This window comes from Chitinophaga sp. SVR4-12A (assembly GCF_056754765.1).
In genome coordinates, this window is the sequence record NZ_JBPGWP010000001.1 from 1,096,219 (window position 1) to 1,122,317 (window position 26,099).

Genomic DNA, 26,099 nt, shown 5'->3' on the forward strand with positions numbered 1-26,099 from the left:
AAACTCATATCCGTAACCTGTTAGTTATAGCCTGGATTCTGGTCCAGCTGTTTATTCCTGTCGCGTTCCTGCTGAGGAATGGGCAGGAGCTCTTTGGTTTTTGTCATGTTATAGTTCACGCGCTGGCCGGTACGCAGGTCTATCTCCTGCAGGGCATTCATCACGGTCTCTACACGGCCATAGCGGCGAAGATCATCCCAGCGATGGCCTTCCTGCGCCAGTTCCAGGCGGCGTTCCTTTTCAATGGCGCGCTGCATGGCTTCTTTGGTAGTAGCCGTTGTAGCGGGCAAGGTTACACGCTGACGGATATTGTTCAATTCTACTGCTGCTTCTCCAAGGCGGCCCAGCTCATTGAGGGCTTCGGCTTTCAGCAGGATGATGTCTCCCAGGCGAAGAATATACTGGCGGTTGGTGCTGGCCCAACCGTTGGCGCTCTTCCATTTATACGCAAAGGGTACACTACCGCCGCCTATTGCCCAGTACTCATCTGTCCAGGTAACATTCTCGAAAAGGATACTGGCGTTCTTGCGGATCTGATCATTCTCGGAATCAAAGGCTTTTACCAGGTCTTTGGAAGGAGTAATAAATTTCCTCCAGGAATCACCGGAAACGGAAGGCGGCAATACCAGCTGCGGGCCCCAATTGGCTTCTGCACTACCGGTGAACTGTACCTCCATGATAGACTCCTCATTGTTGTAATGCCCGCCGTCAAACAGGAAATTGAAATTGATGAGATGATAGCCGGCCGGACTGGTGATCACGGCATTGCAGTATTCCAGCACCTTGGTGTAGTCGCGGTCAGGTTTCTGCGCGTACACCTTTGCGAGCAGGGCGTTCACCGCGCCTTTGGTAGCGCGGGCCTTGTTCACGCTGGCATCGCCGGAGTAAGTATCGGGCAGGCGGCTCAGTGTAAATTCCAGGTCTTTGATGATCTGTGCATACACTTCTGCTTCGCTTGCACGCGGCTTGTTGGTCTGTGCAGGATCAGCAGAAGTAGCAGGTTCCAGTACCAGCGGCACACCGCCCCACAGCTTCACCAGCTGGAAGTAGTGATAAGCGCGCAGGAAAGCGGCCTCTCCCAGGATCTGCTCTTTACGGGCAGCCAGCTGGGGATCGTCCATAGCGGGCACTTTAGACAGGATGATATTCGTCCTTGCGATGCCGCTGTACAACTGGCTCCAGTTGTTGAACAGGCGGCTGTTCACGGGAGTGATGTTTAGCAGGTCTACTGCAAAGAGCTCGGGGTTATCGCCCCCGGCGTAATAGTTATCAGACAATACATCACTGAAATTGATATTATCCCAGATGTAGTATTCCTGGTGAAACGCATCGTATGCGCCTATCAGTGCGGCTTCTGCATCAGCTGCCGTTCTGTAGGCGTTTTCCGTGGTGGCATCAGAGATAGGCTCAACGTCCACAAACTTGCTGCAGGAGCTGAGGCCCAATGCCAGTGTGCATATTAAAAGATATTTTGTTTGCATGGTAGTAAGCATTAGAAGGTAACATTAAGCCCAAAGATCAGGTTGCGTGTTTGCGGATATGTACCGAAGTCGATACCCTGTGATATGTTGGCATCGCCGGCATTACCGGTATTGCCCTGGTAGTTCACCTCGGGGTCAAAACCCTTGTAATCGGTAATGGTGAAGAGGTTCTCCCCGGTTACATACAGCCGCAGGCCTTTCAGCCTGATCCTGTTCAGCACAGTGGCCGGAAGATCATAGCTGAGCGTAGCTGATTTAACACGCATATAAGAGCCGTTCTCCACATAACGGGTAGAGATCAATGAATTCTGCGAGCTGTTGGGCGTTGCCTTAGGTATATCGGTGACCTGGCCGGGTGTTTTCCAGCGGTTGAGCACTACGGTGGTCTGGTTGCGCGGGTCCATCATAGATTCTGTTTCTATGCGGGATGCGTTGAACATGTCGTTACCCTGTGAGCCCTGGAGGAACACGCTTAAGCGGATATTCTTATAGCTGAAATTGTTGGTGATACCATAGAGAAAATCAGGATTGGGATCCCCGATGATCACGCGGTCTTCAGCCGCAGGCTCAAAGGTTTTCTCTCCTTTACTGGTGAGGTACCAGAGGTTACCCGTTTGCGGATCAACGCCTGCAGCCCTGTAGCCATAGAATACGCCCAGCGGCTCTCCTTCCCTCGTAAGGCTGATGTTACCACGGGTAGCTACTTCGGCGCTGAAGATATCCTGTTGCTGAATGTCTATTACCTTGTTACGGTTGATGGATACGTTCAGGTCTGTTGACCATTCAAAATCTCCTGTCAGGTTGCGGGAGCTTACCAGGAATTCCAGGCCTTTGTTACGCACCTTACCAACGTTCTGGGTGGAGATGTCAAAGCCGGTGGATTTGGGAACAGGCACATCCAGCAGCAGGTCGGAAGTGTTTTTCTGGTAGGCGTCTATGCTCACGGTCAAACGGGAATCCAGCAGGGTAACATCCAAACCTACGTTGTACTGGGTAGTGGCTTCCCATTTCAGCTCCCTGTTCTCAAAGGAGGAAGGAGTAGTTCCCGGCATTACGATCCCTCCAATGGGATAATTGCTGCCAGGCCCTACCAGGCCTAACCAGGGATAGCGGCTGGTGCCCAGCTGATCGTTCCCTACCTTGCCCCATCCTGCACGCAGCTTCAGGTCATTAATAACCGTCATGTCTTTCATGAAAGGCTCCTGCGAAATACGCCAGCCAACAGATGCGGAGGGGAAGTAGCCCCAACGGTTCTGCGGCCCGAACACAGAAGAAGCGTCTGCACGCATGTTAGCCGTCAGCAGGTATTTATCTTCATAACTGTAATTCACCCTGGCGAGGAAAGACGCGTTCTTCTTTTCAGACTTGGTGTTCTCTGCCACCTGGAAAGTAGAACCTGCATTGGTAGTAGGGATACCGTTGCTGGAAAAGCCCGTCTTCTCGATCTTTGAGCTTTCCCATTTGGTGCTCTGGGCTACTACACCCGCCATGGCGCCTACCGTATGCTTGCCGAACACCTTATTGTAAGACAGTGTATTTTCTGCAATCCAGTAGTTGATCAAATCGGTATTGTTCCGGCCGATACCTCCTCTCGCCCGACCGTAGCTGGTACGGAAGGGATCCACGAAGTAATCGTACACCGAGTTGTTATAATCGATACCGAAATTGCTCCTGAACTTCAGGTCGGGCAGCAGCTGTATCTCACCATAAATATTACCCAGCAGGCGCTGTTGCTTATTACCCACCTCGGCGCCGTCTGTGCTGGCTACCGGGTTCTCCCAGTCCTGGAAGGGATTGCTGGTAAAAGTGCCGTTCTCGTTATAAATACCGATCACCGGCGGTGTGGCCAGCGCACCCAGGAGCACACCGCCCCTGTCTACACCAATATTATCCGTTATATCTACATCATGCCAGCGGCTATACGCTACATTGGTTCCCATGGTCAGCCAGTTGTTGATCTGCTGTTCCAGGTTCACCTTGAAATTGAAGCGATCCATGGTGGCAGCGCGCACCGCGCCGTTCTGTTGTACCCAGCCGCCGGAAAGGTAATAGGTGGTTTTATCGTTCTTACCGGAAACGGAGATCTGGTAGTTCTGGGAAGTGCCTTTCCGGAAGATCTCGTCCTGCCAGTTGGTGTTCTTGTTATACTTGTTCCAATCGGTGATGTTGCCCATTTCGGTCATCAGTTCGCGGTACTGGGTGCCATTCAGCACGTCCAGTCTTTTCCATACGGACTGATAACCTCCGTAGGCATTGAACTCGAACCTGGGCGGACCGGTCTTGCCTTTGCGGGTAGTGATCAGCACTACGCCGTTGGCGCCGGAGGCCCCATATATAGCGGCGGAAGAAGCGTCTTTCAATACGGAGATGCTCTCAATATCTGCCGGGTTTACGGAACGGGTATCGGTGGTGGGCACGCCGTCTATTACATACAGGGGATCGCTGCTGGCCTTAATGGAGCTGGTACCCCTGATACGGATGCTGAAGCCTGCAGATGGTTTACCGGAGGGCGCCAGTACCTGTACACCGGGCGCCTTGCCTTGCAGCACCGCTCCTAGCTGCGTGTTGGGACGGGATTCAAATTCCTTCTCTCCTACTACCGATACCGCCCCGGTAATATCTTTCTTGCGCTGGGTACCGTAACCAATTACCACTACTTCACTCAATTGCCTGTTCTCGTCCTGCATGACCAGGTCAATAACGTCACGGTCGCCAACCTGTGTTTCCTGGGTAGCGTACCCCAGGAAAGAAAATACCAGTACGTCCTGCTTAGCAGCCTGGATGGAGAAAGTACCATCCGGCTTAGTGGTGGTTCCCCGGGTAGTGTTCTTGACCACTACCGAAACCCCGGGCAAAGGAGTGCCCTGGTTGTCTTTAATAGTGCCTTTAACTGAACCACTGACTGAAACGTCCTGCGCCCTGGTAAAACCCACCAGCAAGAGCAGAACGGCCATTAAAAGTGTAGCCTTCTTTTGCATATAAATTGCATAAATGGTGATAGGATAAAATGCTTATGATCCGTTTTGGTTTTTACTCATAACATGGATGACGTGGAAGAATAACGAATACTGTAAAGTTATTTCAAAAAGCTGCGTTCAACAAAAAATATTTTCCGTAACTTGTTGATAACTAAATACTTGCAATCGATTTGATACGCTTCAGTACCGTAGGGAATAGCAGGTTGTCACGCCTGATAATCAAGGGTATGAGGAGGCGCCAGGGGCATGCTGCGGGTGAAATCTGATACGGATGGTTACCCTGTTAAAAAAGTCGTTAGTGGTCAGTCGTAAGTCATAAGTGAATGCGAAATACCGGTTTAATCATAGTCCATGACGAGTTTGCTCCAGCCTTTTTCATCTGATTGCTGGAGGGATCTCTTCCGGTCTTCCATTACTTTTTTGATCCGGCTGCTGTAGGACCAGCAGGTACTTTGCCGGATATTGAGGATCTCAGAGAGTTTATGGGAGGATATTTTTCCTTTGGTGGAATACACCAGGAAGATCATGTAGAAAGCTTTGTTGATGTCTATGCGGGTATTCTGTAAAATGGTATTGGCCGTTACGGACTCCTCATAACCACACTTGGCGCAGCGGCGGCTGTATAAGAGGTGGCCATGGAAATAATGATCATGCCCGCATTTACGGCAGTGATAGCCCTGGCTCCATTTCAGGTCGGACAGGAAGCGGAAGCAGCTTTCCTTGTCGGGGTAGATCCTGCTGAACTCTTCAAAATCTACGGGGGCAGACAGCACACGGGCGCGGGATACTTTCTCCACATTGGTCTGCAGCTGGCGGTTGTCTTGTTCCAGTAAGGCGTTCATGCGGGAAATCTCTTCTGCCTGGGCCTGCAACAGGAGATTGGCTTCCTGCAGTTCTTCATTTTGCTGCGCGATGAGTGCCGACTTTTCAGATAGCTCGCGGGTGCGCTCTTTTACCTGGCTTTCCAGCTCGCGGTTCAGCACATCTTTGAGGCGGGCGTTCTCGCTCATCTGGCGGATGATCTGGCGCTGGGCTTTGTCCTTCTTTCGCTTTAGCAGCCGTACCTTATCGCCGATAGCGAAGGACAGGAAGAACATCTCCAGGATAAAGCAGAAGCTAAGGCTGTAGTAGCTCACTACCCCGAAGTTCAGCCAGTCGTACCCCAGCATGATAAAAAACTTCAGCATAAAGCCCAGGAAGAGAAAACTGTAGGCCAGCACAAAGAAGCGGGCAGGCCGGTATCCCCGCAACCAGATATAGATGCCCGTATAGAACGCTACGGCCAGGGGGATCATCTCAATGAACTTATAGTTAAACCAGGAGCGGTTGAACAGCAAAGCCGCCACAAAAAACGCTACTCTCGCTGCAATGATACCCAGGATCACCTTATCCAGTATGGGCGCGCGGGATCGTACGTACAGCAGCTTGCGGGTAAAGAGCAATGCAAAGATGCTCATCAGGCAGAGCGGCACTGCAAAGGCGTACTGGTTCCAGACTGGTGCGCCCGGCCAGAGGTACTGGTAGGCGATACCGTCTGTACAGGCTTCATACAAGGCCACGCTCAGGTTATACAGCACATAGTAGAGGTACTGCACCTGCCGCACTGCCAGGAACATAATGAGATTATAAAAGCTGAAGATGAGGATCATGCCATAGAAGATCCCGAAAGAGAAGTATTCGTTGAGCGCATAGCCAATGAATTTATTCACGGAGCGCAGTACAATGATCACATCTGCGATCTGCGCCGAGCGGATCCTGAAATAATACAGCTGTTCACCGGCCTGGCGCTTGTCCAGCTCCAGCTCAAAGTTCTTGTGTTGGAACAGCCGCTGGCCGAAATGAAAGCGGTCGCCCATCTGACGCGCCTGGTAATGGCCGCTGCCATCGGGCATATAGGCGGTGATCTCGTCTATGGTCTGGTCAAAGTATTCGAGAATGAAATGTTTCTTTACGGCAGGATCGTGCCTGATCTTTATGCGGTACCAGTACACCACACCCAGGCGGTGATTCTGCGGCGTGCTCTGGAAGCTGGGCTGGAAGAGGCGATTGGCAGCAGGGCTTTGTATTGCTTCAATGGTGAGCTTTCCGCCAGGGTCTTCCAGGTATTCTATTTCGCCATAAGTAAAGATGTGCTGGTCCACCTCGTCAGAGATAGTTACCGGTAGTTGTGCAGATACGTGGAATCCCGCAATGACCGACAGGAAAAGTAGTAGAATCCTGGCCCCCATAATCAAATTTAGTTAAAAGTTGGCAGTTGACAGTTGTCAGTTGACAGTGATCGCAATTACTGCCATATCACAACTTACAACTGACAACTTACAACTGACAACTGTCAACTGACAACTGTCAACTATTCTACCTTCCGCAGATAATAAGTGTTTACTTCCTTCTTATCGGCATCCAGCTCATACAGGCGGTTTCCCTTTACTTTATAGTAACTGCTTCCTTCGCCCTTCTCTTTAATTAAAGTATAAATGGTGTCTTTGGCCCGGTGAACGATCCATATGCCTTCGTCGTTAAAAGTGTTGTTATTATCCTTGCAGCGCTGCATCAGCTGATAGGAACCGGTATCAGATCCTTCCTTATGTGCTAAGCTGAGCCTTACTTCTATGTTGTCGCAGGTAACAGCGTGCACATTGCCCTGCCATTGTTCTGCCAGTATCAAAGTATCCACGCCGGGCGGCGGGGTGTGCTGCTTTCTACATTGCTTTGCGTTACATGCCCATAGGAATAAACAACAGCCAAGAGCTGGAAGCCACTTCATATACTACACTTTCCACAAAGCTACTGAATTACTGATCATCAAAGCCTTATCATCGCTTTAATGACCCCGTTGGCAGGGTTCAGCCAGTTTCCGAATTCGTCTTTTACCTGGTCGAAACTTACACGATGGGTGATGTAGGTAGCGGGTTGCACCAGTCCTTTTTTCATGGAGCTGATCACATGCTCAAAATCTTCGCGGGTGGCGTTACGGCTGCTCATCAGGGTGGCTTCTCTTTTATGGAATTCAGGATGGGAGAAGCTGATCTCGTTCTTCTGCAAACCTACCAGCACATACCTGGCGCCATGGGCCATGTATTGAAACGCGTTCAGGATCGCTTTCTGGCTGCCGGTAGCATCTATTACCACCGTGGGCATATCACCATTGGTGATCTGCTGCAGCTGCGCCATCACATCGCTGTCTTTGGCATTTACCGTATGGGCCACCTGCAGGCGTTCTTTGCAGAAGGACAGGCGGTGCTCGTTGATATCCACCGCGATCACATTACCACCGGCGATGCGGGCAAATTCCATAATGCCCAATCCGATGGGCCCTGCGCCTACTACCAGTACAAACTCGCCGGGTTGTACGCCTGCGCGGCGAACGCCATGCGCGCCAATAGCCAGCGGCTCTACCAGCGCCAGTTCATCGAAGGAAAGGCCCTGACCGTGTACCAGCGAATACGATGGTACAGACAGGTACTCTACCATGCCGCCGTCTATATGTACCCCGCATACTTTCAGGCTGGTGCAGCAATTAGGCTTGCCCGAACGGCAGGCGATGCAGTGGCCGCAATTGAAATAGGGAATGAAGGTAACCGCCTCCCCTTTTTCAAAGCCGGGCGCGTTATCTGCTTCCACCAGCTCTCCGGCCAGCTCATGGCCCAGGATACGGGGATACTCAAAGTAAGGTTGTGTGCCTTCAAAAGCGTGGAGGTCAGTACCGCATACGCCGATGCGGTTGATCCTGATAATAGCATGGCCCGGTGTTAATACCGGCTTTTCTTTTTCACCGTAGGCGAATTCGCCGGGTGTAGTGCAGACAAGCGTTTTCATCAAATTCCTTAAAGCTTGATTATTCCGTGTAATTATAACACTTATTTATATAAGATTCCAGTACCGTCTACTCCTTTTCCACATAATCCAGGTCTTTGGTAAAGGTTTCGTCCAGGAAATATAAGGCTAATAAGGCAATTACCATAGTAAATACTCCGACAACGATTGCGCTGTATACAATGCCCGCCGGAGGCTTCAAATTGGGCACCATAGTGGCCACGGTGGCCCGCAGCTTAGCGCCGAAGAGCGCTGCCGCTACGGTAACAAATAAGGCCCGGTATTCTGGCACTGTTTTGGAACCTGGAATTTGGTATTTGGAATTTGAATTTTGTATATTTAATCAAAATCACGTTAATGCAAAGCAGACGGTCTTTTATTCAACAGGCAGCACTCGTCGCTGCAGGATTGGCCATTCAACCCACACACTTACTCGCAGGCGGAAAACCAAAAGCAATTCCCGGTAAACTGGGCATCCAGTTATACACCCTCCGTGATGAGCTGAGCAAAGATGTTAAAGGCACTATCGCTAAAGTAGCCAAGGCAGGTTATCAACAGGTAGAAACCTTTTTTAACTACCAGGGCGCGAACTCTAATTTCTGGGGACTGAGCACTCCCGAATTTAAAGCATTACTTAAGCAGCATAACCTTACAACACCCAGCGGGCATTACCAGCTGAATGACTTCCTGACAAAAGGGAATGGGGATGACAGCGTACTGAAAGCACAGCTGGACATTTCAGCAGGCGCAGGCCAGGAATATTTTGTAGCGCCTATCCCACCCTTGTATCTCTGGGATAAATATCCCGTACCGGTGGATGACTACAAATTTGTAGCGGCACAGCTCAACAAGGCAGGCGAGCTGGCAAAGAAATCAAACCTGAAAATGGCTTATCACAACCACTTCTGGGAATTCAGGAAATTGCCTGACGGAAAGGATACCGCTTATGACATCCTGCTGAATGAAACCGATCCTTCACTGGTATTCTTTGAGCTGGACCTCTTCTGGGCAGAAAAGGCAGGACATTCTCCCGCCAGCCTGTTTAAAAAAGCGCCCGGCCGCTTCCCGATGTGGCATGTGAAAGATATGGATAAAAATGCTTCAAATCCGGTGCCGGATACAGAAGCGGTACGCATCCAGGATATTGAAAACGATATCAAGTTTGCAGAAGTAGGTACCGGAAGTATTAACTTCAAGGAGATCTTTGCAAATGCATCGACAGCAGGTGTGAAGTATTTGTTTGTGGAGCAGGACAGGATCACGATCGATCCGTTTGAGAGCATTGCCAAGAGTGCGGCGTATGTGAAGAAGAATCTGATGAAATAAAGATTATAGCTACGTTAAAGATATAACGCCCGTTCATGGTGAACGGGCGTTTTTTACTAGTTATTCAGAGCGAAGATATTTTGGAAGATTGCTTCGTCGCGCCCGCGCACAGGGGCCATAGGGCTCCTCGCAATGACGGGGATGAAGACCCGGGGTGTCTTACTGTGCTTGCGATGAGGGCGATGGAGACTGCAACACTACATGACGGATATTTTTACGATCAGCCGTGTAAGTAATATGTATCAATCCATCCGGCGACTGAATAATAGCCGGATAGCTGAATTCTCCTTTGGGCTGGTCTTCCAGCGTATACACATCTTTCCAGTGCTGGCCATCTGCAGATACCGCTACTTTTAATTTACTGCGGCCTTCCCACCATTCCCTGCCTGCAGCCAGCGGATTGTATACAAGCATCTGCAGGCCATTTTGCAGGGTAACGGCATCCGTACCGGAATTGGGATTGGGCAGGTCTGTTTTAGTGAGCGGGCTCCAGCTATGGCCATTATCTTCCGACCAGGTTTGTATCACATAGTTCTGACGGCTCCTGCACAGCAGCTGCAGCTTATTGCCGGGATATTGCAGGATACTGGGCTGGATCACACCGAAGGTATCACAGTTGATAGGGATGTACTGCCAATTGCGTCCATTGGCATCTGACTTTTCCAGGTGGATGTGCCAGGTTTTTTCATCCTTGCTTTCTGTGCTGGATGGATATAATACGTCTCCATTGGCCAGTTGAACGGGCTTGTTCTTGATGGGCCCCAGCAAGCTGTCAGGCAGGCGTTCCGGCCTGCTCCAATGCCGGCCATCATCGGTGGATGCCATCATCATGCCCCACCAGTCGCGCGGCGTTTTACCTACTTTATAGAAGAGGAATAATTTACCGGCGCGGGTCCTGAACAGTACCGGGTTCCAGCAGGGATAGCGCAGCGTATCGTTTATAACGCCATCTGCTATACGCTGCGGCGCGCTCCAGCTTCCTTTATCGTAAACGGATGTCCAGATACATACATCAGGATGGCTTTCACGGGTACCGCCAAACCAGGCTGCCATCAGGCGTTTGCCAGGCAGCGCCGTAATGGTGGAAGCATGACAGGCGGCAAAAGGCGGCTTTTGCATGATCAGCTCATTCTTCTGCAGGGTTACCTGCTGCGCCTGTATACTGGTAAAAAAGAAAAGGAAAATGATAGAAAAGCCTGAGCCCTGTCTCCGTTTCATGATATTAGTTTCTCGTTATCCTTCAAATGTACGCCGGATAATTGCAGGCGCAAAGATTCGCGGAGCAGATAAAAAGCTTTTTCTGCTGCCGCCTTGTAGGATAAGCCTTCCGGGCGGATATTGGAGATGCAGTTACGGGCTTCGTCTGTCAGGCCTATTGTAGGTTGAAAAGTAAGATAGATGCCAAGACTATCAGGAGAACTGAGGCCGGGCCTTTCGCCGATGAGCACCAGCACAGCTTTAGCTTTCAGCAGTGCGCCCGCTTCATCACCTACCGCTACCCTGCCCTGTTGTACGATGCAAACAGGCGCCAGCGCAATACCGGCATCATTGATCATGGGCAGCAACTCCTGCAAAAGGGGTGCTGCATGACGGTTCACCGCAGTAGCAGAGAGCCCGTCTGCTATCACAATAGCCACTTCATTCCCGCTGCCTTCGAGGGTGGATAATGTGGCAGCGGATGCCTGATCCAGCCTTCGGCCCTTATCTGGCCGCTGCAGGTATTCCTGCCGGTCTGCCGCGCTGCTGTGCAATACCTGTACGGGCACTTTCAATGCAAGCAGCTGTTGCTGCAGGCCTTCTATATCCGGCAGGGAATACACGGCATCACGCGCATGCGCATGCGCCAGTCGAAAACGCAGCACTTCTTCCAGCGGAACGGAAGTGCCTGTACGGCCCAGCGCAATGCGGGCGGGAGTGAAAGTGCGTAAGGAGAGCCAGGGATCTTTCATAATTTTGGGTTTGAGGTTTGAGGTCTGAGGTCTGAGGTTCGTTAAAGGTTAGAAGTTTAGTTCAGGCAAACTGCCCTTAACATCAAAACTTCCAACGAACTTCAGACCTCAAACCTCAGAACTCAGACTAATTTTAAAAGTTGATGGGAAGCCTGTATCTGTAACTGGTTGCCTGCTTGATCCATAATACCCTGTTTCAGCAACCATTGCTCAAACTCAGGCGCGGGACGCAAGCCCAGTACTTTACGAAGATAAAGGGCGTCGTGGAAGGAAGTGGATTGATAGTTCAGCATAATATCATCCGCTCCGGGCACGCCCATGATATAATTGCAGCCTGCTACACCCAGGAGGGTAAGCAGGTTATCCATATCATCCTGGTCGGCCTCGGCATGGTTGGTATAGCATACATCCACGCCCATAGGCAGTCCCATTAGCTTGCCGCAGCAATGATCTTCCAGCGCGGCACGGATGATCTGTTTACCATCAAAGAGATATTCCGGCCCGATGAAACCTACTACGGTGTTCACCAGCAGCGGCTTAAAATGGCGGGCTACGGCATAAGACCTTACCTCGCAGGTTTGCTGGTCCAGTCCTTCATGCGCATTGGCAGAGAGCGAACTGCCCTGCCCTGTTTCGAAGTACATCACATTATTGCCGATCGTACCGCGTTGCAGGGATAAAGCTGCATCATAGGCCTCCTGCAGCATAGACAGGTGAATACCGAAGCTGGCATTGGTCTTTTCCGTGCCGCCAACGGACTGGAACACCAGGTCTACAGGCGCCTGCTGCATGATCTGCAGGGCGGTGGTAACATGGCACAACACACAGGATTGTGTAGGAATGTCGAACTGCTGCCGCAACTGGTCCAGCATGTTGAGCAGGGTCACAACGGCGGCCGGACTATCGGTAGCAGGATTGATACCGATGACTGCATCGCCGCTGCCATAGAGCAGGCCGTCTACTATACTGGCGGCAATGCCGCGGGGATCATCTGTGGTATGATTGGGCTGCAGGCGAACAGAGAAACGGCCTTTCAGTCCCAACGTATTCCTGAAGCGGGTCACTACTTCACATTTACGGGCTACGCTGATCAGGTCCTGGTTGCGCATCAGCTTTGATACTGCCGCCGTCATCTCAGGTGTGATACCGGGCGCCAGCTGCTGTAAGGCGAGGGTATCTGCGTCATCGCTCAGCAGCCAGTCGCGCCACTCTCCCACGGTCATGTGCCGTATGGGAGAAAAGGCGGCGGCATCATGCGTATCTATGATCAGCCTTGTTACTTCGTCCTTTTCATAAGGCACTACGGCTTCCTGCAGAAAGGTAGTCAACGGCACATCGGCCAGCGCCATTTGCGCGGCTACTCTTTCTTCATAGCTGCCGGCAGCAAGACCTGCCAGCGCATCACCAGAGCGGAACGGCGACGCCTTTGCGAGCAGCTCGCCCAGGCTGTCAAAACGGTACGTGATATTCTGTATGGTACAGCTGTAACCCATTGTTTATTGTAGCTGGTATAAAGATATATCTTCCTGTGGTTGTTTATGCTTTCCGCTGAGCACAAACAACACTAAGATAACAGCCAGTCCTGCAAAGAACAGTACACTTAAAAACACGTTATAATATACAATTGCCACCATGGAAAGCACTGACAGCAGCAAGGCGATCGCGGGCACCCAGGGATACAAGGGCACTTTAAAAGGCCTTTTCAGGTCTGGTTCTTTTTTGCGCAGCACAAAGAGGCTGATCATGCTCATGATGTACATCACTACGGCGCCCAGCACAGACAGCACCACCAGCTGATCCGTTCTTCCCAGGGCCAGCGCGATAATACCCAGCAGGCCGCCTATGATCAGTGCCCAATCGGGCGTTTGGTGCTTAGTGCTCAGCGTGGAGAGTATGGAGGGCAGGTACTTACTGCGCGACAAAGCAAAGAGCTGCCTGGAGTAACCCACGATAATACCGTTAAAGGAAGCCAGCAAGCCGAAAAGGCCAATACCCGCAAAGATCTTCGTAAGGCTGTTCTGTTTGCCCAACACAATCCCGATAGATTCAGGCAGGGGATAATCTATCGCCGAGAGCTGCTTCCAGTCTGTAATACCGCCGGTAAGCACCATCACGCCAATGGCCAGCAGCATCAAGGTAAGGATCCCTGAGATATAACCTTTGGGAATGGTCTTTTCCGGTTGTTGTACCTCTTCGGCCACCATCGCTACGCCTTCTATGCATACATACAACCACATGGCGAAAGGCAGTGCGGCAAAAACGCCCTGCCAACCATAGGGCATGGCGTTGTGCAGGAAATTAGCGGTTTTATATGCCGGGGCGATGATACCCATGTACAGGAGCAGCTCTCCCACCGCCAGCAAAGTGATGACCAGTGAGAACAACGCTGATTCCTTAATACCCAGCATATTCATCCCGGTAAGGACCACATAAAAACCAATAGCTGTCCACAGCACCGGCATAGAAGGATACAGGAAATGTATATAGCTGCCCAGCGCAAAAGCAATAGCGGGTGTGGCCAGCAGGAATTCTACCAGGGTGGCGTATCCCGCTATGAGGCCGCCTACCGCGCCAAAAGCACGGTAGGAATAGGCAAAGGGCCCGCCTGCATGCGGAATGGAAGTGGTCAGTTCCGTAAAGCTGAAGATAAATGTAAGGTACATGACCGTGATGAGCATCGTAGCAATGAGGAAGCCTACGGTGCCGGCAACGCCCCAGCCATAGTTCCAGCCAAAGTATTCACCGGAGATCACCAGGCCTACGGCTATTGCCCAGAGATGAATGGGCCGGATTACTTTCTTTAGTTCAGACATGAGATATAAGGTTTGAGGTTTGAAGTTTGAAGTCATCCCCGTCATTGCGGAGGAGGGTCTCCATCCCCGTCATTGCGTTTGTTGTCTAAAAGATTGCTTCAGCCCGGCTCACCGCTAAGGCTCTTCGGGCTTCGCAATGACGGGGTTGATAACTTCAAACCTCAAACAATATAACACTCTAAATCCTAAAATCTGAATGATAACCTGCTAAAGAAATAAGTACCGTTAAAGCCCATCTGCACCGGCTCATAGATACCGCCGGAATCTGTAAGGGTAGCATCCTGACGGTTGGGATAGACATTGAAAATATTGCTGCATCCCACTACAAAGTTCAGTGCATTGGTGATCTGGTAGCCTACAGAGAGATCGGTGGTGATCTTGGCGTCGAATACATCGTACTCGAGGTCATAGTTCTGGATCCTGATGCGGTCGAAGCGTACGAAGCGCAGGTTGGAATTGAACCTGCGGTAGCGGTAGTCGAAGGTCAGGTTGATCTTGCTGGGCGGAGCAGAAGCTACCAGGAAGGAGCGTTCGCGGTCGCTGAAGTAAATGTCTTTACGGCCCGATAGCTTGGGGGATGTTTTGATATCACCGGTCTCCAGGTCGTTGAAGTTAGCCGCCAGCGTAGTGGTGAGGTTGTGATCACCGCCCAGGCGGGTGGAATAGGTCACGATAGCGTCCAGGCCCAGGGTACGGGTATCAAGGGCGTTGGTAAAGAACTTCACCACGCTAACGTTCAGGCTTTGCAGGTCGCCGGCTATTTCAGGGGCATTGTCGGCGTCAAAGTCGCCGGTCAGCACAATACGGTCTTTGATCTTCACGTAGTAACCGTCTACCGTAATGCTTAAACCGGGCGCCGGACGGGAGGTGAAGCCCAGGCTGGCGTTCACAGACTTCTCCTGCTTCAGCGGCTCTACGCCCAGCAGGCGGGTGATATTGCTCTGGTTGCGGGCCAGCAGGTTCTCGATCACCACGCCTCTTACTACGTTGGTATAGGTAGTATTAAAATAGATCTGGGCCAGGGAGGGCGCCCGGAAACCGGTGCTTACCGATCCGCGGAAAGCCAAAGCCGGCGATATTTCATACCGCATGGCCAGTTTGCCGTTCAGCGTGTTGCCGAAATCGTTATAGCGCTCAAAGCGGCCGGCGGCGCCGATCATGAAATGAGAAGAGAAATTAAATTCGAAGTCGGCATACACCCCCAGGTTCGTGCGTGACTCGTCTGCAAAGTTAGCCGGCTGGAAGCCCGGGAAGCCCTGGGAACCCGCAGCCTTATACACGGTGTCCACGCCGCCCTGGTCATTGGGCACCAGGTCGTAAGCGCCATATGCTTTCCAGGAAGCCTCTTCCCCTGCAAAGATCTTGTAGTTCTCTGCGCGGAATTCTGTACCAAATGCCACGTTGGTGCCTTTGGGCAATACGTTCTCAAAGAAGCGGGTAAAATACAGGCCGGTGGTTTGCTGGCTGAGCTGGAAGCCGCCTGCATCAAAGCGGGTGGGCGTCCGTTCCAGCAGCGAGGCATTCAGGGTCTTCTCCACGTAATAATGGAAACGGTTGATGCCATAGGTGGTATTCAGATCTACGTTCCAGCCTTTCAGCAGGCCGCGCACGCCTACAGAAACGGAGCGGTCGCCGATATTGGAAACGATCTGCGGATCGAAGCCATTGGGATAGATCGAAGGGATATTACGTGAATCGCTGGCATAGCGGGTAAACGCATAGGCGTTCCCGTAGCGCTGGTTATATCCGCCGAAAGAGTATACTTCTGCATTTTCCGCAATAGGGATGCGGGCGTTGTACATGGCGGAGAAGTTCTCCATCAGGGCATCGCCGTAAAAGCGCCTGGGCACTTTGTCCTCTCCCACTATCTTGGGATCTTCTGCACGGTTAGTGCGGTTGCGGTACAGGTAATCTGCCGTTACGTTCACAAATCCCTTGTCTCCTACCTTGAAGCCATAGTTACCGTTGATGTTGACGTTCTCGCCGTCACCTTTGGAGGTAAGGCCGCCGTTGACATTGCCGGTAAATTCATCTGTAGAGGATTTCAGCACGATGTTGATCACACCGGCGATAGCGTCTGAGCCGTATTGTGCGGCGGCGCCATCGCGCAGGATCTCGATACGCTCGATGGCAGCGGCGGGAATGGTGTTCAGGTCTGTACCTGTATTACCGCGTCCCCTGGTACCGAAAAGGTTTACCAGGGAAGACTGGTGGCGGCGTTTGCCATTGACCAGCACCAGGGTCTGATCAGGGCCGAGGCCGCGCAAGGTAGCAGGATCAATGTGGTCTGCGCCATCAGAGCCTGTTTGCCGGTTAGAGTTGAAGGACGGCGCCACGAACTGCATCAGCTGGTTCAGGTCCAGCTGACCCACTGAATTGGTGATCTTTGAAATAGGAATTATATCGATGGGCACAGGCGTTTGCGTAACAGAACGGTTCAGGCTACGGCTGCCTACTACTTCCACGCCCTGTATAGCGGTGGCTTCGCTTACCAGGGTAACATTAAGGGTAGACCGGCTGTTGAGCGCCACTTCCTGGATGGAATAACCCAGGGTACGGAACACGAGCACCGCGCTCTGGTTGCTTACCTGGAGCTGATAGCTGCCGTCTGCATTGGTACTGGTGCCGGTAGAAGTACCTTTTTCAAATACACTTACACCGGGCACTGGTGAGCCGTTGTTGTCTGTGACTTTACCTTTAACCAGGTGTTGGGCAAAAATAGCATGGTGTACCAGCAATAGCAGGCATGCAAGGAAAAGGCTCTTCTTCATAAGGGGGTAATGGTTTTAGATTTAGGTAGATAGAAGTTGGTGCAATTTTTTGGTTGTTACATACTTAACGACCCCGATTCCGCTTATAGTTAAATATAAGTACTTTTTATGTAGTAATAAAAAAGATTATTACCGCACCGGGAATATACGCGTAATGCATACTCCCGGCCGGCATGGGTTTAGCGTGGTATCAGCAGGCCTCACTCGTGGCTGATAACAATTGTAGGTGTACGGCTTTCATTGCTCATTGCTATATAAAACATCTTTTTCCTTTGCTGCAGTGACAGAAGCGGTTATCGTGGTAAAGTAATTTGCTCATTCAGGCGGGAACAAACGGCATGGTGCGCGCTATGGTATTATAGCAATGGCCTAAAGTAGAGAATCATCTGTAATTATACATAAAACCTTTGTGTGAAATTCAGCGCAAAATAACTGTACACCAGACAATTTAGTCGGGCAGCATACGTGGAAGCAGTACATAGAAGGCGGCGCCCGCCGATTCCCTGGAAACCGCGTAGATATGGCCATGATGATTGGCCACGATCTTCTTACAGAGGGCCAGCCCGATGCCGGTACCGGTGTAGGCCTGGCGGTCATTCAGGCGCTGGAAGATGGTAAAGATCTGTTCTGCGTATTCCTGCGCAAAGCCGATGCCGTTATCTTTCAGCAGGATCTCCACGTATTCCAGCGAGGGATTGAGACATGCGTGCAGTGCTACCTCCTCCGGGGGAAGCACCCTGGTGGAAATGGAGATCTGCGGTGGCACGTGCGGGTTAGAGAATTTCAGGGAATTGTTGATGATATTATATAAAAGCTGGTACAGCTGCAGTGGCTCTCCCCTGACACCTGGCAGGTGCTGGCTGGTGATCACCGCCTGTTTCTCGTGGATAACCAGCTCCAGGTCGCTAAGGATGTGCTGCAATATCCCGTTCAGGTCTACTTCTTCCAGGGGCTGACCGTTACGGTTCAGTCTTGAGAAGTTGAGCAAATCCTGTATGAGGGTCATCATCCGGTCTGAAGAAGCGGAGATTTTACGTAGGTAATGTTGGGCTTTCCCCGGATCGTCCAGCTGCTCTTCCACCAAACCGGCAAAGATCCTGATCTTCCGCAGCGGCTCCTGCAGATCATGGCTGGCTACGTAGGCAAATTGTTCGAGGTCGTTATTAGATTTGGCCAGTTCTGAGTTTACGCGTCTCAGTTCATGCATCCTTTCGTCCACTTCCCGTTCCAGCATGCTGCGGTAGCGCTCTTCGTTCAGCCGCAGGGCCTCCTCCGCTTTCCGATGCTCGGTAATGTCCACCAGCATATTCATTGCTTCCACCACATTGCCGGCGGCATCAAAAACCGGCTGCGGGTGGGATAATATATTACAGCGCACGCCGTCGGGGCGTTCAATGATGATTTCCTGGCCTAAAATAGGTTTACCTTCCCGGATGGCGATCGCCATCGGATATTGGTCCTGTGGAAGCAATGAGCCATCTGTGCGGTAGATTTTCCACGATCCGCACCACAAATCTATCCCAATCTGGGGTTGTCTCCCCCACAAGGCAGCTGCCGCCTTGTTGAATGATTTGATCTTTCCATTGGGGTCACAGGTGTAAAAAGCGGCCGGTAGTCCTTGAATAATCTGACCGTATCGGTGCTCGCTTTCGGTTAAAACAGGATTGGTTGTGTCCATTTCTGATTCTAATTCCAGCATAACAAAAAAGATATCGCCACAGCATTTATGCGGAAAAAATCATGCCGGAGCCAGCAACCCGGACAGCAGGAAAGTGCGATCAGTAGGTACGTGTGCGGCCGATGTAAATATTTTTGGCGCGGAAGTACGTGTCGGCACCGGGGCCGGGGCTGCCGCTGGAACCTTCCATTTGCAGGTTGACGATCACGTACATCGGTTTACCCACAAAGTTGCCGCGGTGCACCGCTTTCCAGGTCCCATCGATATAATAGTGGATGTCCACATCGGTGCTGTTCACCTTTGTGATCCATACGCGGTAATTATGCCAGCTGCCAGGTGAGGACACTGCGGTGATGGTATTAGTAACATCCGAAGGGGTGCGGAAGGTATTCTGCCAGTTGTTGGCGTCCCCCTTGAACTCCAGGATATCGCTTTCCGGGGGCCAGCTGTTCACGCCTGTAAGCCAGAAGGCCGGCCAGGAGCCTTTTACGGAAGGCGCCTGGAAATCTCCCTTTACCTCCCAGTTGGGAAACTGATCGTTTACCAGCACATGCGTTTTGGCATGTACAGCGCCTGAATGGTAACGGATGGGCAGCCAGGGATCATGGCTGCTGTTGCCTTCATCCCAGCTGATACGTACAGCCTTTTCCGTTAATACCCCGTTCTCCAGGTAAATGTGGTTATGGTCTGTACTGCTGCCATACATACGGGCGCTGCCATTATGGTCTGATCCCCAGGGGTAGAGGTAGTTCCAGGCAGCTTCAAATGCGGAATAGCTGTCAAAGGTAGCGCCATCCAGTACGGTTTCCCAGGTGTCTGCCATGATGGTTTCGAATTGCTCCTTGGCCGTGCCAAGGGGTTTGGATAATTGCGGTTCGGGAAGTGCTGTACGTTCGCAGGTGCATAAAAAGAAGGGCGCTGCTGCCAGCGCGAGATTAAATAGTGTTTTCATAATGTGGTTTTTCGAGGTGGGTTAAGGAGTCCATGGTCCACAGTCGATGGTCCATAGCATATGCTCCGATGAATTGGTATATTTCCAAGATAGTAAACAATTGTCAGATCGACAATAGATGAGATTGTAATTTATGCAGGACTATATTATAGACTATGGACTTGCTTTCAAATAAAAAACCGCTCAGGACTAAGCGGTTTGATTTTCCAATACAAGTGAAACATCTGACTATAAAAGTATCTTATGTGTCTCTCTATAAATCTACGCCCGGAAAAAGAAACAGCTTATTAATCAGATGTTAATGACAGGGAAGTTTTACATTTGATGAGCTTAAACTGTCACCTGATGGAGCACACTGATAAACGCATTGACGCCTATATCGCAAAGTCAGCCCCATTTGCCCAGCCGATCCTGCAACATTTACGGGCCCTTGTGCATAAGGCCCTCCCGGCGGTACAGGAGACCCTTAAATGGGGGATGCCGTATTTTGAGCACCAGGGCTTATTATGTGGTATGGCTGCCTTTAAACAGCATTGCGCCTTCCTGTTCTGGAAGGGAGCCCTCCTCTCCGACCCTCAGCAGCTGTTGCAGCAGGGAGAGAAAACAGCCATGGGACATTTAGGAAAGCTCAGCAGCCTGGAAGATCTCCCGGCAGATAAGGTGCTGGTAGCCTACATAAAAGAGGCGGCCGCGCTCAACGAAGAGGGGGCCAAAACGCCCGCCAGGGCGACTAAACAGTCCCAGGAACTGGAAGTGCCCGACTACCTGCAAAGAGCGCTGGCCAAAAACAAGGCAGCCGCCAAAACCTTTGCAGATTTCAGCAACAGCAATAAGAAAGATTATCTTGAATGGATAACGGAAGCCAAAACGGAAGATACCCGCACTAAAAGACTGAATACGGCCATAGAATGGATGGCGGAGGGCAAGCCCCGGAACTGGAAATACATGAAGAAATAAGCGCCTAGAAATACCGGGGATCGGCATCTTCGTTCCTGCCGGAGGGGAACAGGATACCGAGAGAGATCTCATGCGAAGGGCCCGCGCCTGCCAGGTTGCTCATGTTCAGATCATATGAATAGCCCAGCCTGAACTTCGGCGCATTGAGCACCGCCATGATGCTGGCATTGCTGGTGGTTCTGTAAGAACCGCCCACCCATACTTTTTCTGCTATGATGAGGAAAGAGTTAAAGTCGATATTGATCGGCCCTTTCAGGTCTGACTTCACCATCAGGGAGGGCTTCAGCTTAAAATTATCGGAGAAGGCGAAAATGGTGCCCCCGGAGAGGTACACGTGCGGCGCCTTTTTGATGGTCTCGAATTTATAGCCTTTCCATGAATAGCTGGTATTGGTATAGGAAGACAGCAGGTCCATAACAGACAAGCCGAAATAGAAGGTCGGGTTGTAATAATAGAGGCCGAACCGGGCATCCGGCGCTATGGAAGCGGCGGCGGCCACCGGGATGGCCACATCATTCTGATCGGTATACTGGAAGGTGGTGGGATCGATCTTGTACTGCGTGGCGCCGATGCCAATACCGAGGCTTAAGCGGCTGAGGCCTTCCTCGTCCATCGGAATGCGGTAGGCATAGGATCCGTAGAGAGACATCGCGCTTTGCGGCCCCAGCTTATCCATCATGGCCTGCACACCGATACCTACCCTGCGGTCGTTATCATCTCCGCGGAAAAGGCCGTCTACCGATACGCTGCCGGTACGGGGAGCACCCGGGATACCAGACCATTGCTGACGATAGCTGGCGTTCAGGTTCCAGTCTTCCTTATTGCCTGCATAGGCAGGGTTGATCGTCAGCTCATTAAAGATGTACTGGCTGAACTGAATATTCTGCTGCGCCCTACTGCTGAAGCCGAAGCCCAGCAGTATCATACACAGGTAGATCCTGTGCAGGAATTTTCTCCCAGGCTTTGCGTGCCCGTTCACTATCTCAGTATTTGCACCCATCCTTTAATTGATTTCGTTTCCTCAGAAGATGTTTTTACACGTAGCAAATAATAATAAGTCCCTTCGTTCAGCCCGTTACCGTTCCAATCGTTCTTATAATCTTTTGAAGCATATACCTGGTTGCCCCAGCGGTTGTATATATACAGTTCCGCGCCGGTGTAGCTTTCTAGTCCGCCTATCTTGAAGTATTCGTTCAGGCCGTCGCCGTTAGGTGTAAATACATTGGGGAATACCAGCTCCACTGCAGGACCGGCTACCTGTTCTACCGGCACGATAGTCGGACCCGGTAAGCCGCTGCAACCGGTGCTGCCGGGCTCACAGGGAATGGTACGGGTGGTTGAATCTGTAACGCTTACCGTGGCCTGGTTACTGATCTCTGTGACGCCGCTCAGGTTCTCTGCTACGTGTACAATGAAGCTCACCGTGTCTCTCTCTCCTACTGCCATGCTGGGAATGTTCCAGCTGATAGTATTGGAGACACCGTCATAAACACCCCAGGAAGGATTGCTCTTATAAGTGGTATGGGCCGGGAGCGTGTCTATGACAGACACATTGGTAAGAGCAATACCGCCGGTATTTCGTACAATGATGGTATAGGTCAGGTCTTCGCCTGCCTTTACCGTAGGTGTATTGTTTTGTGTGGCCACTGTTTTCCAGGCGACTATGCCGACCGATTTATTGACGAAGACCACGCTGGCCGGGTCATTGGGCCCGGAGGTAAGCAATGGCTGGTTAGGATCCAGCGGATCCGCCGGATGCATGCGCTGTTCGCCCAGGGCATCTCCAAAGTCAATGGTGCCGTTATTGACAATACTGTCAACACCCGTAAGGTCGTTTGCCACCGTCACACGCAATTCAAGGGTGGTGGTAGTTCCCCTGGCCACCATGGGTATCACCCAGGTCAGCAGGCCGCTGGCGTCCGGACGAATACCGCCTTCTGCCAGTACGAACACGGTATGCAAAGGCACACGGTCTCTGATCACCACATTAGTATAATCTGTGTCACTACCGTTGGAAACGTGGATCACGTAGGTGATACGATCGCCCGGGCTTACCAGGGCGCGGTCGTGGCTATCACTCATCCATGCGGAAGTGAGCACGGTATCATTATCAGCAATATTTACTGTAGCTGCTGCATTGGAACCAATGATGAAAGGCATACCGCCGCCACTCACCTTGCTCATGGTCAGGATGATGGTTTCCATGCCTTCCGGCTTGGGATCATCTTCTACTGTTATCGGAATTTTAACACTGGAGCTACCGGCTGGTATCACTGCCGTGGTAGGAACAATCTTATAGTCGGTCCCGTTCGTTGCAGAACCACCCATGGCATAGTCTATAGTAATATCCTGTGTGGGCAGTTTGCCGGATTCAAGGCGGATCGTAAACTCGCCTTCGTTGCCCGGATCTGTGCCAGGTTCGGCTGCGTCGTCCTTGGAGGCCACTACTTCCAGCCGGAGGTTATCATCATCTTCATCCGTGATCACCACCGTATCCAGGCTGTTACCACCAATGCTATATTTCACGGCAGAGGTAAGCTTTACTATCTGCACTGCAATATTCTCATTGCCTTCCACGAGATCATCATCGAGCACGGCTACAGGCACGGTGATACTGTTATTGCCTGCGGGCATCACCACACTGGCCGGGATCGTAGTGTAATCGGTACCATTGGTGGCAGTGCCTGTTATCTGCAAATCGATGGTAATATCAGCTGTTGCAGCTGCACCTGATACAATGCGAATGGTGAACTGGCCTGCGTTGGAGGGCTCGCCCGCATCGGCGTCGCTGGCATCGATCACCAGCTGTTCGGTATCATCATCCAGGATGGTGACAGTATCTTTATCCGGAACGCCTTTTACGAAAGGCATGGCAGACGTAATTGTGTTGAGCTGTGCGATGACGGTTTCGGCAGACTCCGCGATGGTATCATTCTTCACTGTTACCGGGAAGGTAATGCCGGAGCTGTTTGCCGGAATGGTTACGGTACCGGAGAGCGTGGTATAGTCTGTACCTGCGGTAGCTGTACCGCTAACTGTATAAGTAACGGTAACAGGCACGAGCGTGGTTTTGCCCGATGCCAGGCTGACGGTGAATTCGCCGGCTGTGCCGGGCTCACTTGCCTGGTCCTTTGTGGCAGCGATCACCACGTTCATATTTACATTGTCGTCATCATTAATAATAACGGTGTCCTGTTTAGGCGTGCCTGCTACGAAGGGCAATGCGGAGGTGACATTGTCCATTATTAATATCACGGTTTCATCGCCTTCGATCAGGTTATCATCCACTACAGGAACGCTTACCGCTGCGCTGCTGCTGCCTGCCGGGATAGTGACAGTACCGGAGAGGGCAGTATAATCTGTTCCGCTTAGCGCGGTACCTGCGGTATGATAAGTAACCGTAATGGGCGCGGTGGTGAGTTTACCGGAAGACAAACCAATGGTGAACTCACCGGCTGTGGACGGCTCTGCTCCTGCGGGAATGCTGGCGCCCACCACAACGTTCATATTAATGTTGTCATCATCATGAATATTGACAGAGGCAGTATCCGCGTTCATATCTATTTTGAACGGCAAGGTGGAGGTAACGCCGGTCAACGTGATGCTCAGGTTTTCATCCCCTTCTACCAGGTTATCATCCAGTGCGCTCACTGTAATATTCACGCTGTTACTGTCTGCCGGGATCACGATGGTGCCGGGTAGGGAAACATAGTCTGTACCGTTTGCTGCGGTACCGCTTATTGTATAGCTCACGGTCACCGGTGCGGATGCGGCAGTGCCGTCGGGCAGGCTTACCTTGAAAGCAGCCGTGTCGCCCGCTTCACTGGCATCGCGGTCAGCCGTGCTAACACCTACAATGAGGTTATCATCGTCATCATCTATGATCATTACGGTATCAACGGTACCTGCCGTGAACACGTCTGTATCAACAGTTACTGATTGCGGGGTGATGATCACGCTTTCGTCTCCTTCTATGAGGGCGTCGTTTAGTACAGGAACCGTGACCAGTACACTGTTTTGTCCGCCTACCAGTGTGGCCGAACCCGATAAAGGCGTATAATCTGCGCCTGGAGTTGCCGTACCGCTAACGGTATAGGTAACGGTCATGTCTTGTTTGTAGGTATAGAGGCCCGGCAGCGCCAATTTAAAGCTGCCGTCTCCTGCAGATTCAGATCCATTTGCCACTTTTTCGGCATTGATCTGACGGTTGGCGGCTACGTTGTCGTCATCTGTAATGGTCACCTGCGTGGTGCCATTCGTAGGACTGATGGCGAAAGTTGCCAGGTCTTTTGAAGTACCGCTGACCAACGTGATCACTATATGCTCAAGGTCTTCAATTACATTATCATTAGTAACGGTGATAATAACATTCGTACTGCCTTTACTGACAGAGATGTAGGCGGTGCCGGACAGCGGGGCGAAATCCAGGCCACTGGTGGCAGTACCGCTGATGGTATATCTTACAGAGATGACCTGGCTGGTAGTTACACCTGGCGGCAGTGTGATGGTAAAGCGGCCCGGAGAGTTCGGGTACTCCTTACCGTTGATGGTGCCGCCTACGCTGATACTAAGCTCAGAGTCGTCATCCAGTATGGAGCAGTTTACGGACGCACTTTCGGAAAGCTTTACATTAAAAGTTGAGGCAGTTGCGCTGGTAAGTGAGACCAGTACCGTTTCGTTACCCTCAATGATCTTGTCATCTACGATGGGTATGGTCAGTATTACGCTGTTGGATCCTGCTGGCAGTACGATGGTGCCTGCGGGCGTCGCAAAGTCAGTTGCACTGGCCGTTGTACCGTTAGCGGTATAAGTAAGCGTTATATCTTCGGAAGCTGTGACATTGACAGGAAGCGCAAATTTTACCGTGATGTCTGTGCTGGGCTCTGCGGCCTGCACACCGGTACCATACGCAGATATTATATTGTCATCGTCTATGATCTGCAGGGTTCCGGTTCCGTTGGTGGGAGATATATCATAAGTACCGCCGCTCAGGCCTGTTGCGCCGGTAATAGTCACTACAACGTCTTCATCGCCTTCCACGAGCATGTCATTAATGGCCTGTAGTTGTAAACGGGCATAATTTGTTCCGGCGAAGATGGTGGTGCTTCCACTCCAACCGGTGTTATAGAAGTCTGTTCCAACCATTGCTTTACCTGTTACGGTAAAAGTCACGCTGATATCTTCTGAGGCGGCTCCGCCGGATACGACCAGATCAATGCCACCATAAACTCCCCCTTCTGTGGCATTACTGGGGTTGGCGAGGCTGATTGTTTCCGCCATTGTACCTTTTCTGTCTTTTTTCCCGGAATTTTCCAGGGCAAACAGCTGACCTGCTGCCATTAAAACGGCAGCGATTGTGCAGCATAAGGATCTATAACGAA

The 26,099-nt window shown here is 51.4% G+C and carries 17 protein-coding genes; 2 read left to right on the forward strand and 15 right to left on the reverse strand.

Annotation, left to right across the window (positions count from 1 at the left end):
- Positions 1–20 precede the first annotated feature (20 nt).
- The 6 genes from ACR9Y8_RS04340 to ACR9Y8_RS04365 all read right to left on the reverse strand — a co-directional run bounded on the left by ACR9Y8_RS04340 (position 21) and on the right by ACR9Y8_RS04365 (position 8,564).
- Positions 21–1,481, reverse strand: a complete 1,461-nt coding sequence (locus ACR9Y8_RS04340) for a RagB/SusD family nutrient uptake outer membrane protein (RefSeq protein WP_481212008.1) — start codon at positions 1,479–1,481, stop codon at positions 21–23.
- 11 nt (positions 1,482–1,492) lie between these two features.
- Positions 1,493–4,459 (reverse strand): SusC/RagA family TonB-linked outer membrane protein, encoded by a 2,967-nt coding sequence (locus tag ACR9Y8_RS04345; RefSeq protein ID WP_481212009.1) that lies wholly within the window; start codon positions 4,457–4,459, stop codon positions 1,493–1,495.
- 338 nt (positions 4,460–4,797) lie between these two features.
- A complete protein-coding gene (locus ACR9Y8_RS04350) occupies positions 4,798–6,687 on the reverse strand; it encodes a 7TM diverse intracellular signaling domain-containing protein (RefSeq protein WP_481212010.1) in 1,890 nt (629 codons plus the stop codon).
- A gap of 122 nt (positions 6,688–6,809) precedes the next feature.
- Positions 6,810–7,223, reverse strand: a complete 414-nt coding sequence (locus ACR9Y8_RS04355; protein ID WP_481212011.1) for a copper resistance protein NlpE N-terminal domain-containing protein — start codon at positions 7,221–7,223, stop codon at positions 6,810–6,812.
- Between the two features lie 38 nt (positions 7,224–7,261).
- Positions 7,262–8,275 carry a zinc-binding alcohol dehydrogenase family protein gene (locus ACR9Y8_RS04360; RefSeq protein ID WP_481212012.1) on the reverse strand — a complete coding sequence of 338 codons (1,014 nt, stop codon included), beginning with the start codon at positions 8,273–8,275 and terminating at the stop codon, positions 7,262–7,264.
- A 67-nt stretch (positions 8,276–8,342) separates the two neighbouring features.
- A complete protein-coding gene (locus ACR9Y8_RS04365) occupies positions 8,343–8,564 on the reverse strand; it encodes a hypothetical protein (RefSeq protein ID WP_481212013.1) in 222 nt (73 codons plus the stop codon).
- A gap of 65 nt (positions 8,565–8,629) precedes the next feature.
- On the opposite strand from ACR9Y8_RS04365, the gene ACR9Y8_RS04370 reads away from it, so the two are divergent.
- Positions 8,630–9,598 (forward strand): sugar phosphate isomerase/epimerase family protein, encoded by a 969-nt coding sequence (locus tag ACR9Y8_RS04370; RefSeq protein ID WP_481212014.1) that lies wholly within the window; start codon positions 8,630–8,632, stop codon positions 9,596–9,598.
- 159 nt (positions 9,599–9,757) lie between these two features.
- On the opposite strand, the gene ACR9Y8_RS04375 is transcribed toward ACR9Y8_RS04370, so the two are convergent.
- From ACR9Y8_RS04375 to ACR9Y8_RS04405, 7 genes are all read right to left on the reverse strand, one after another.
- Entirely contained in the window at positions 9,758–10,816 is a 1,059-nt protein-coding gene (locus tag ACR9Y8_RS04375; protein WP_481212015.1) for a sialidase family protein, read from the reverse strand.
- Positions 10,813–11,550 carry an ethanolamine ammonia-lyase subunit EutC gene (gene eutC / locus ACR9Y8_RS04380; protein WP_481216212.1) on the reverse strand — a complete coding sequence of 246 codons (738 nt, stop codon included), beginning with the start codon at positions 11,548–11,550 and terminating at the stop codon, positions 10,813–10,815. Before eutC ends, ACR9Y8_RS04375 begins: the two co-directional genes overlap by 4 nt.
- Positions 11,551–11,669: 119 nt before the next feature.
- Positions 11,670–13,040: an ethanolamine ammonia-lyase subunit EutB gene (locus ACR9Y8_RS04385; protein WP_481212016.1), complete on the reverse strand. Its 1,371-nt coding sequence runs from the start codon at positions 13,038–13,040 to the stop codon at positions 11,670–11,672.
- Positions 13,041–13,043: 3 nt separating this feature from the next.
- A complete protein-coding gene (gene eat, locus ACR9Y8_RS04390; RefSeq protein WP_481212017.1) occupies positions 13,044–14,360 on the reverse strand; it encodes an ethanolamine permease in 1,317 nt (438 codons plus the stop codon).
- 185 nt (positions 14,361–14,545) lie between these two features.
- Positions 14,546–17,131: a TonB-dependent receptor gene (locus tag ACR9Y8_RS04395; RefSeq protein ID WP_481212018.1), complete on the reverse strand. Its 2,586-nt coding sequence runs from the start codon at positions 17,129–17,131 to the stop codon at positions 14,546–14,548.
- A 448-nt stretch (positions 17,132–17,579) separates the two neighbouring features.
- The gene (locus ACR9Y8_RS04400) at positions 17,580–18,830 is read right to left on the reverse strand and encodes a sensor histidine kinase (RefSeq protein ID WP_481212019.1); all 1,251 of its coding nucleotides are present in this window, start codon (positions 18,828–18,830) and stop codon (positions 17,580–17,582) included.
- Between the two features lie 79 nt (positions 18,831–18,909).
- Positions 18,910–19,761 (reverse strand): glycoside hydrolase family 16 protein, encoded by an 852-nt coding sequence (locus ACR9Y8_RS04405; protein WP_481212020.1) that lies wholly within the window; start codon positions 19,759–19,761, stop codon positions 18,910–18,912.
- A 345-nt stretch (positions 19,762–20,106) separates the two neighbouring features.
- On the opposite strand from ACR9Y8_RS04405, the gene ACR9Y8_RS04410 reads away from it, so the two are divergent.
- Positions 20,107–20,718 carry a DUF1801 domain-containing protein gene (locus ACR9Y8_RS04410; RefSeq protein ID WP_481212021.1) on the forward strand — a complete coding sequence of 204 codons (612 nt, stop codon included), beginning with the start codon at positions 20,107–20,109 and terminating at the stop codon, positions 20,716–20,718.
- A gap of 4 nt (positions 20,719–20,722) precedes the next feature.
- Here ACR9Y8_RS04410 and ACR9Y8_RS04415 read toward each other — a convergent pair whose 3' ends face one another.
- Together ACR9Y8_RS04415 and ACR9Y8_RS04420 are read right to left on the reverse strand one after the other, a co-directional pair.
- The gene (locus ACR9Y8_RS04415; RefSeq protein WP_481212022.1) at positions 20,723–21,718 is read right to left on the reverse strand and encodes a PorP/SprF family type IX secretion system membrane protein; all 996 of its coding nucleotides are present in this window, start codon (positions 21,716–21,718) and stop codon (positions 20,723–20,725) included.
- On the reverse strand, positions 21,697–26,058 hold the full coding sequence (locus tag ACR9Y8_RS04420) for a Calx-beta domain-containing protein (protein WP_481212023.1): 4,362 nt from the start codon (positions 26,056–26,058) through the stop codon (positions 21,697–21,699). Before ACR9Y8_RS04420 ends, ACR9Y8_RS04415 begins: the two co-directional genes overlap by 22 nt.
- Positions 26,059–26,099: the final 41 nt, after the last annotated feature.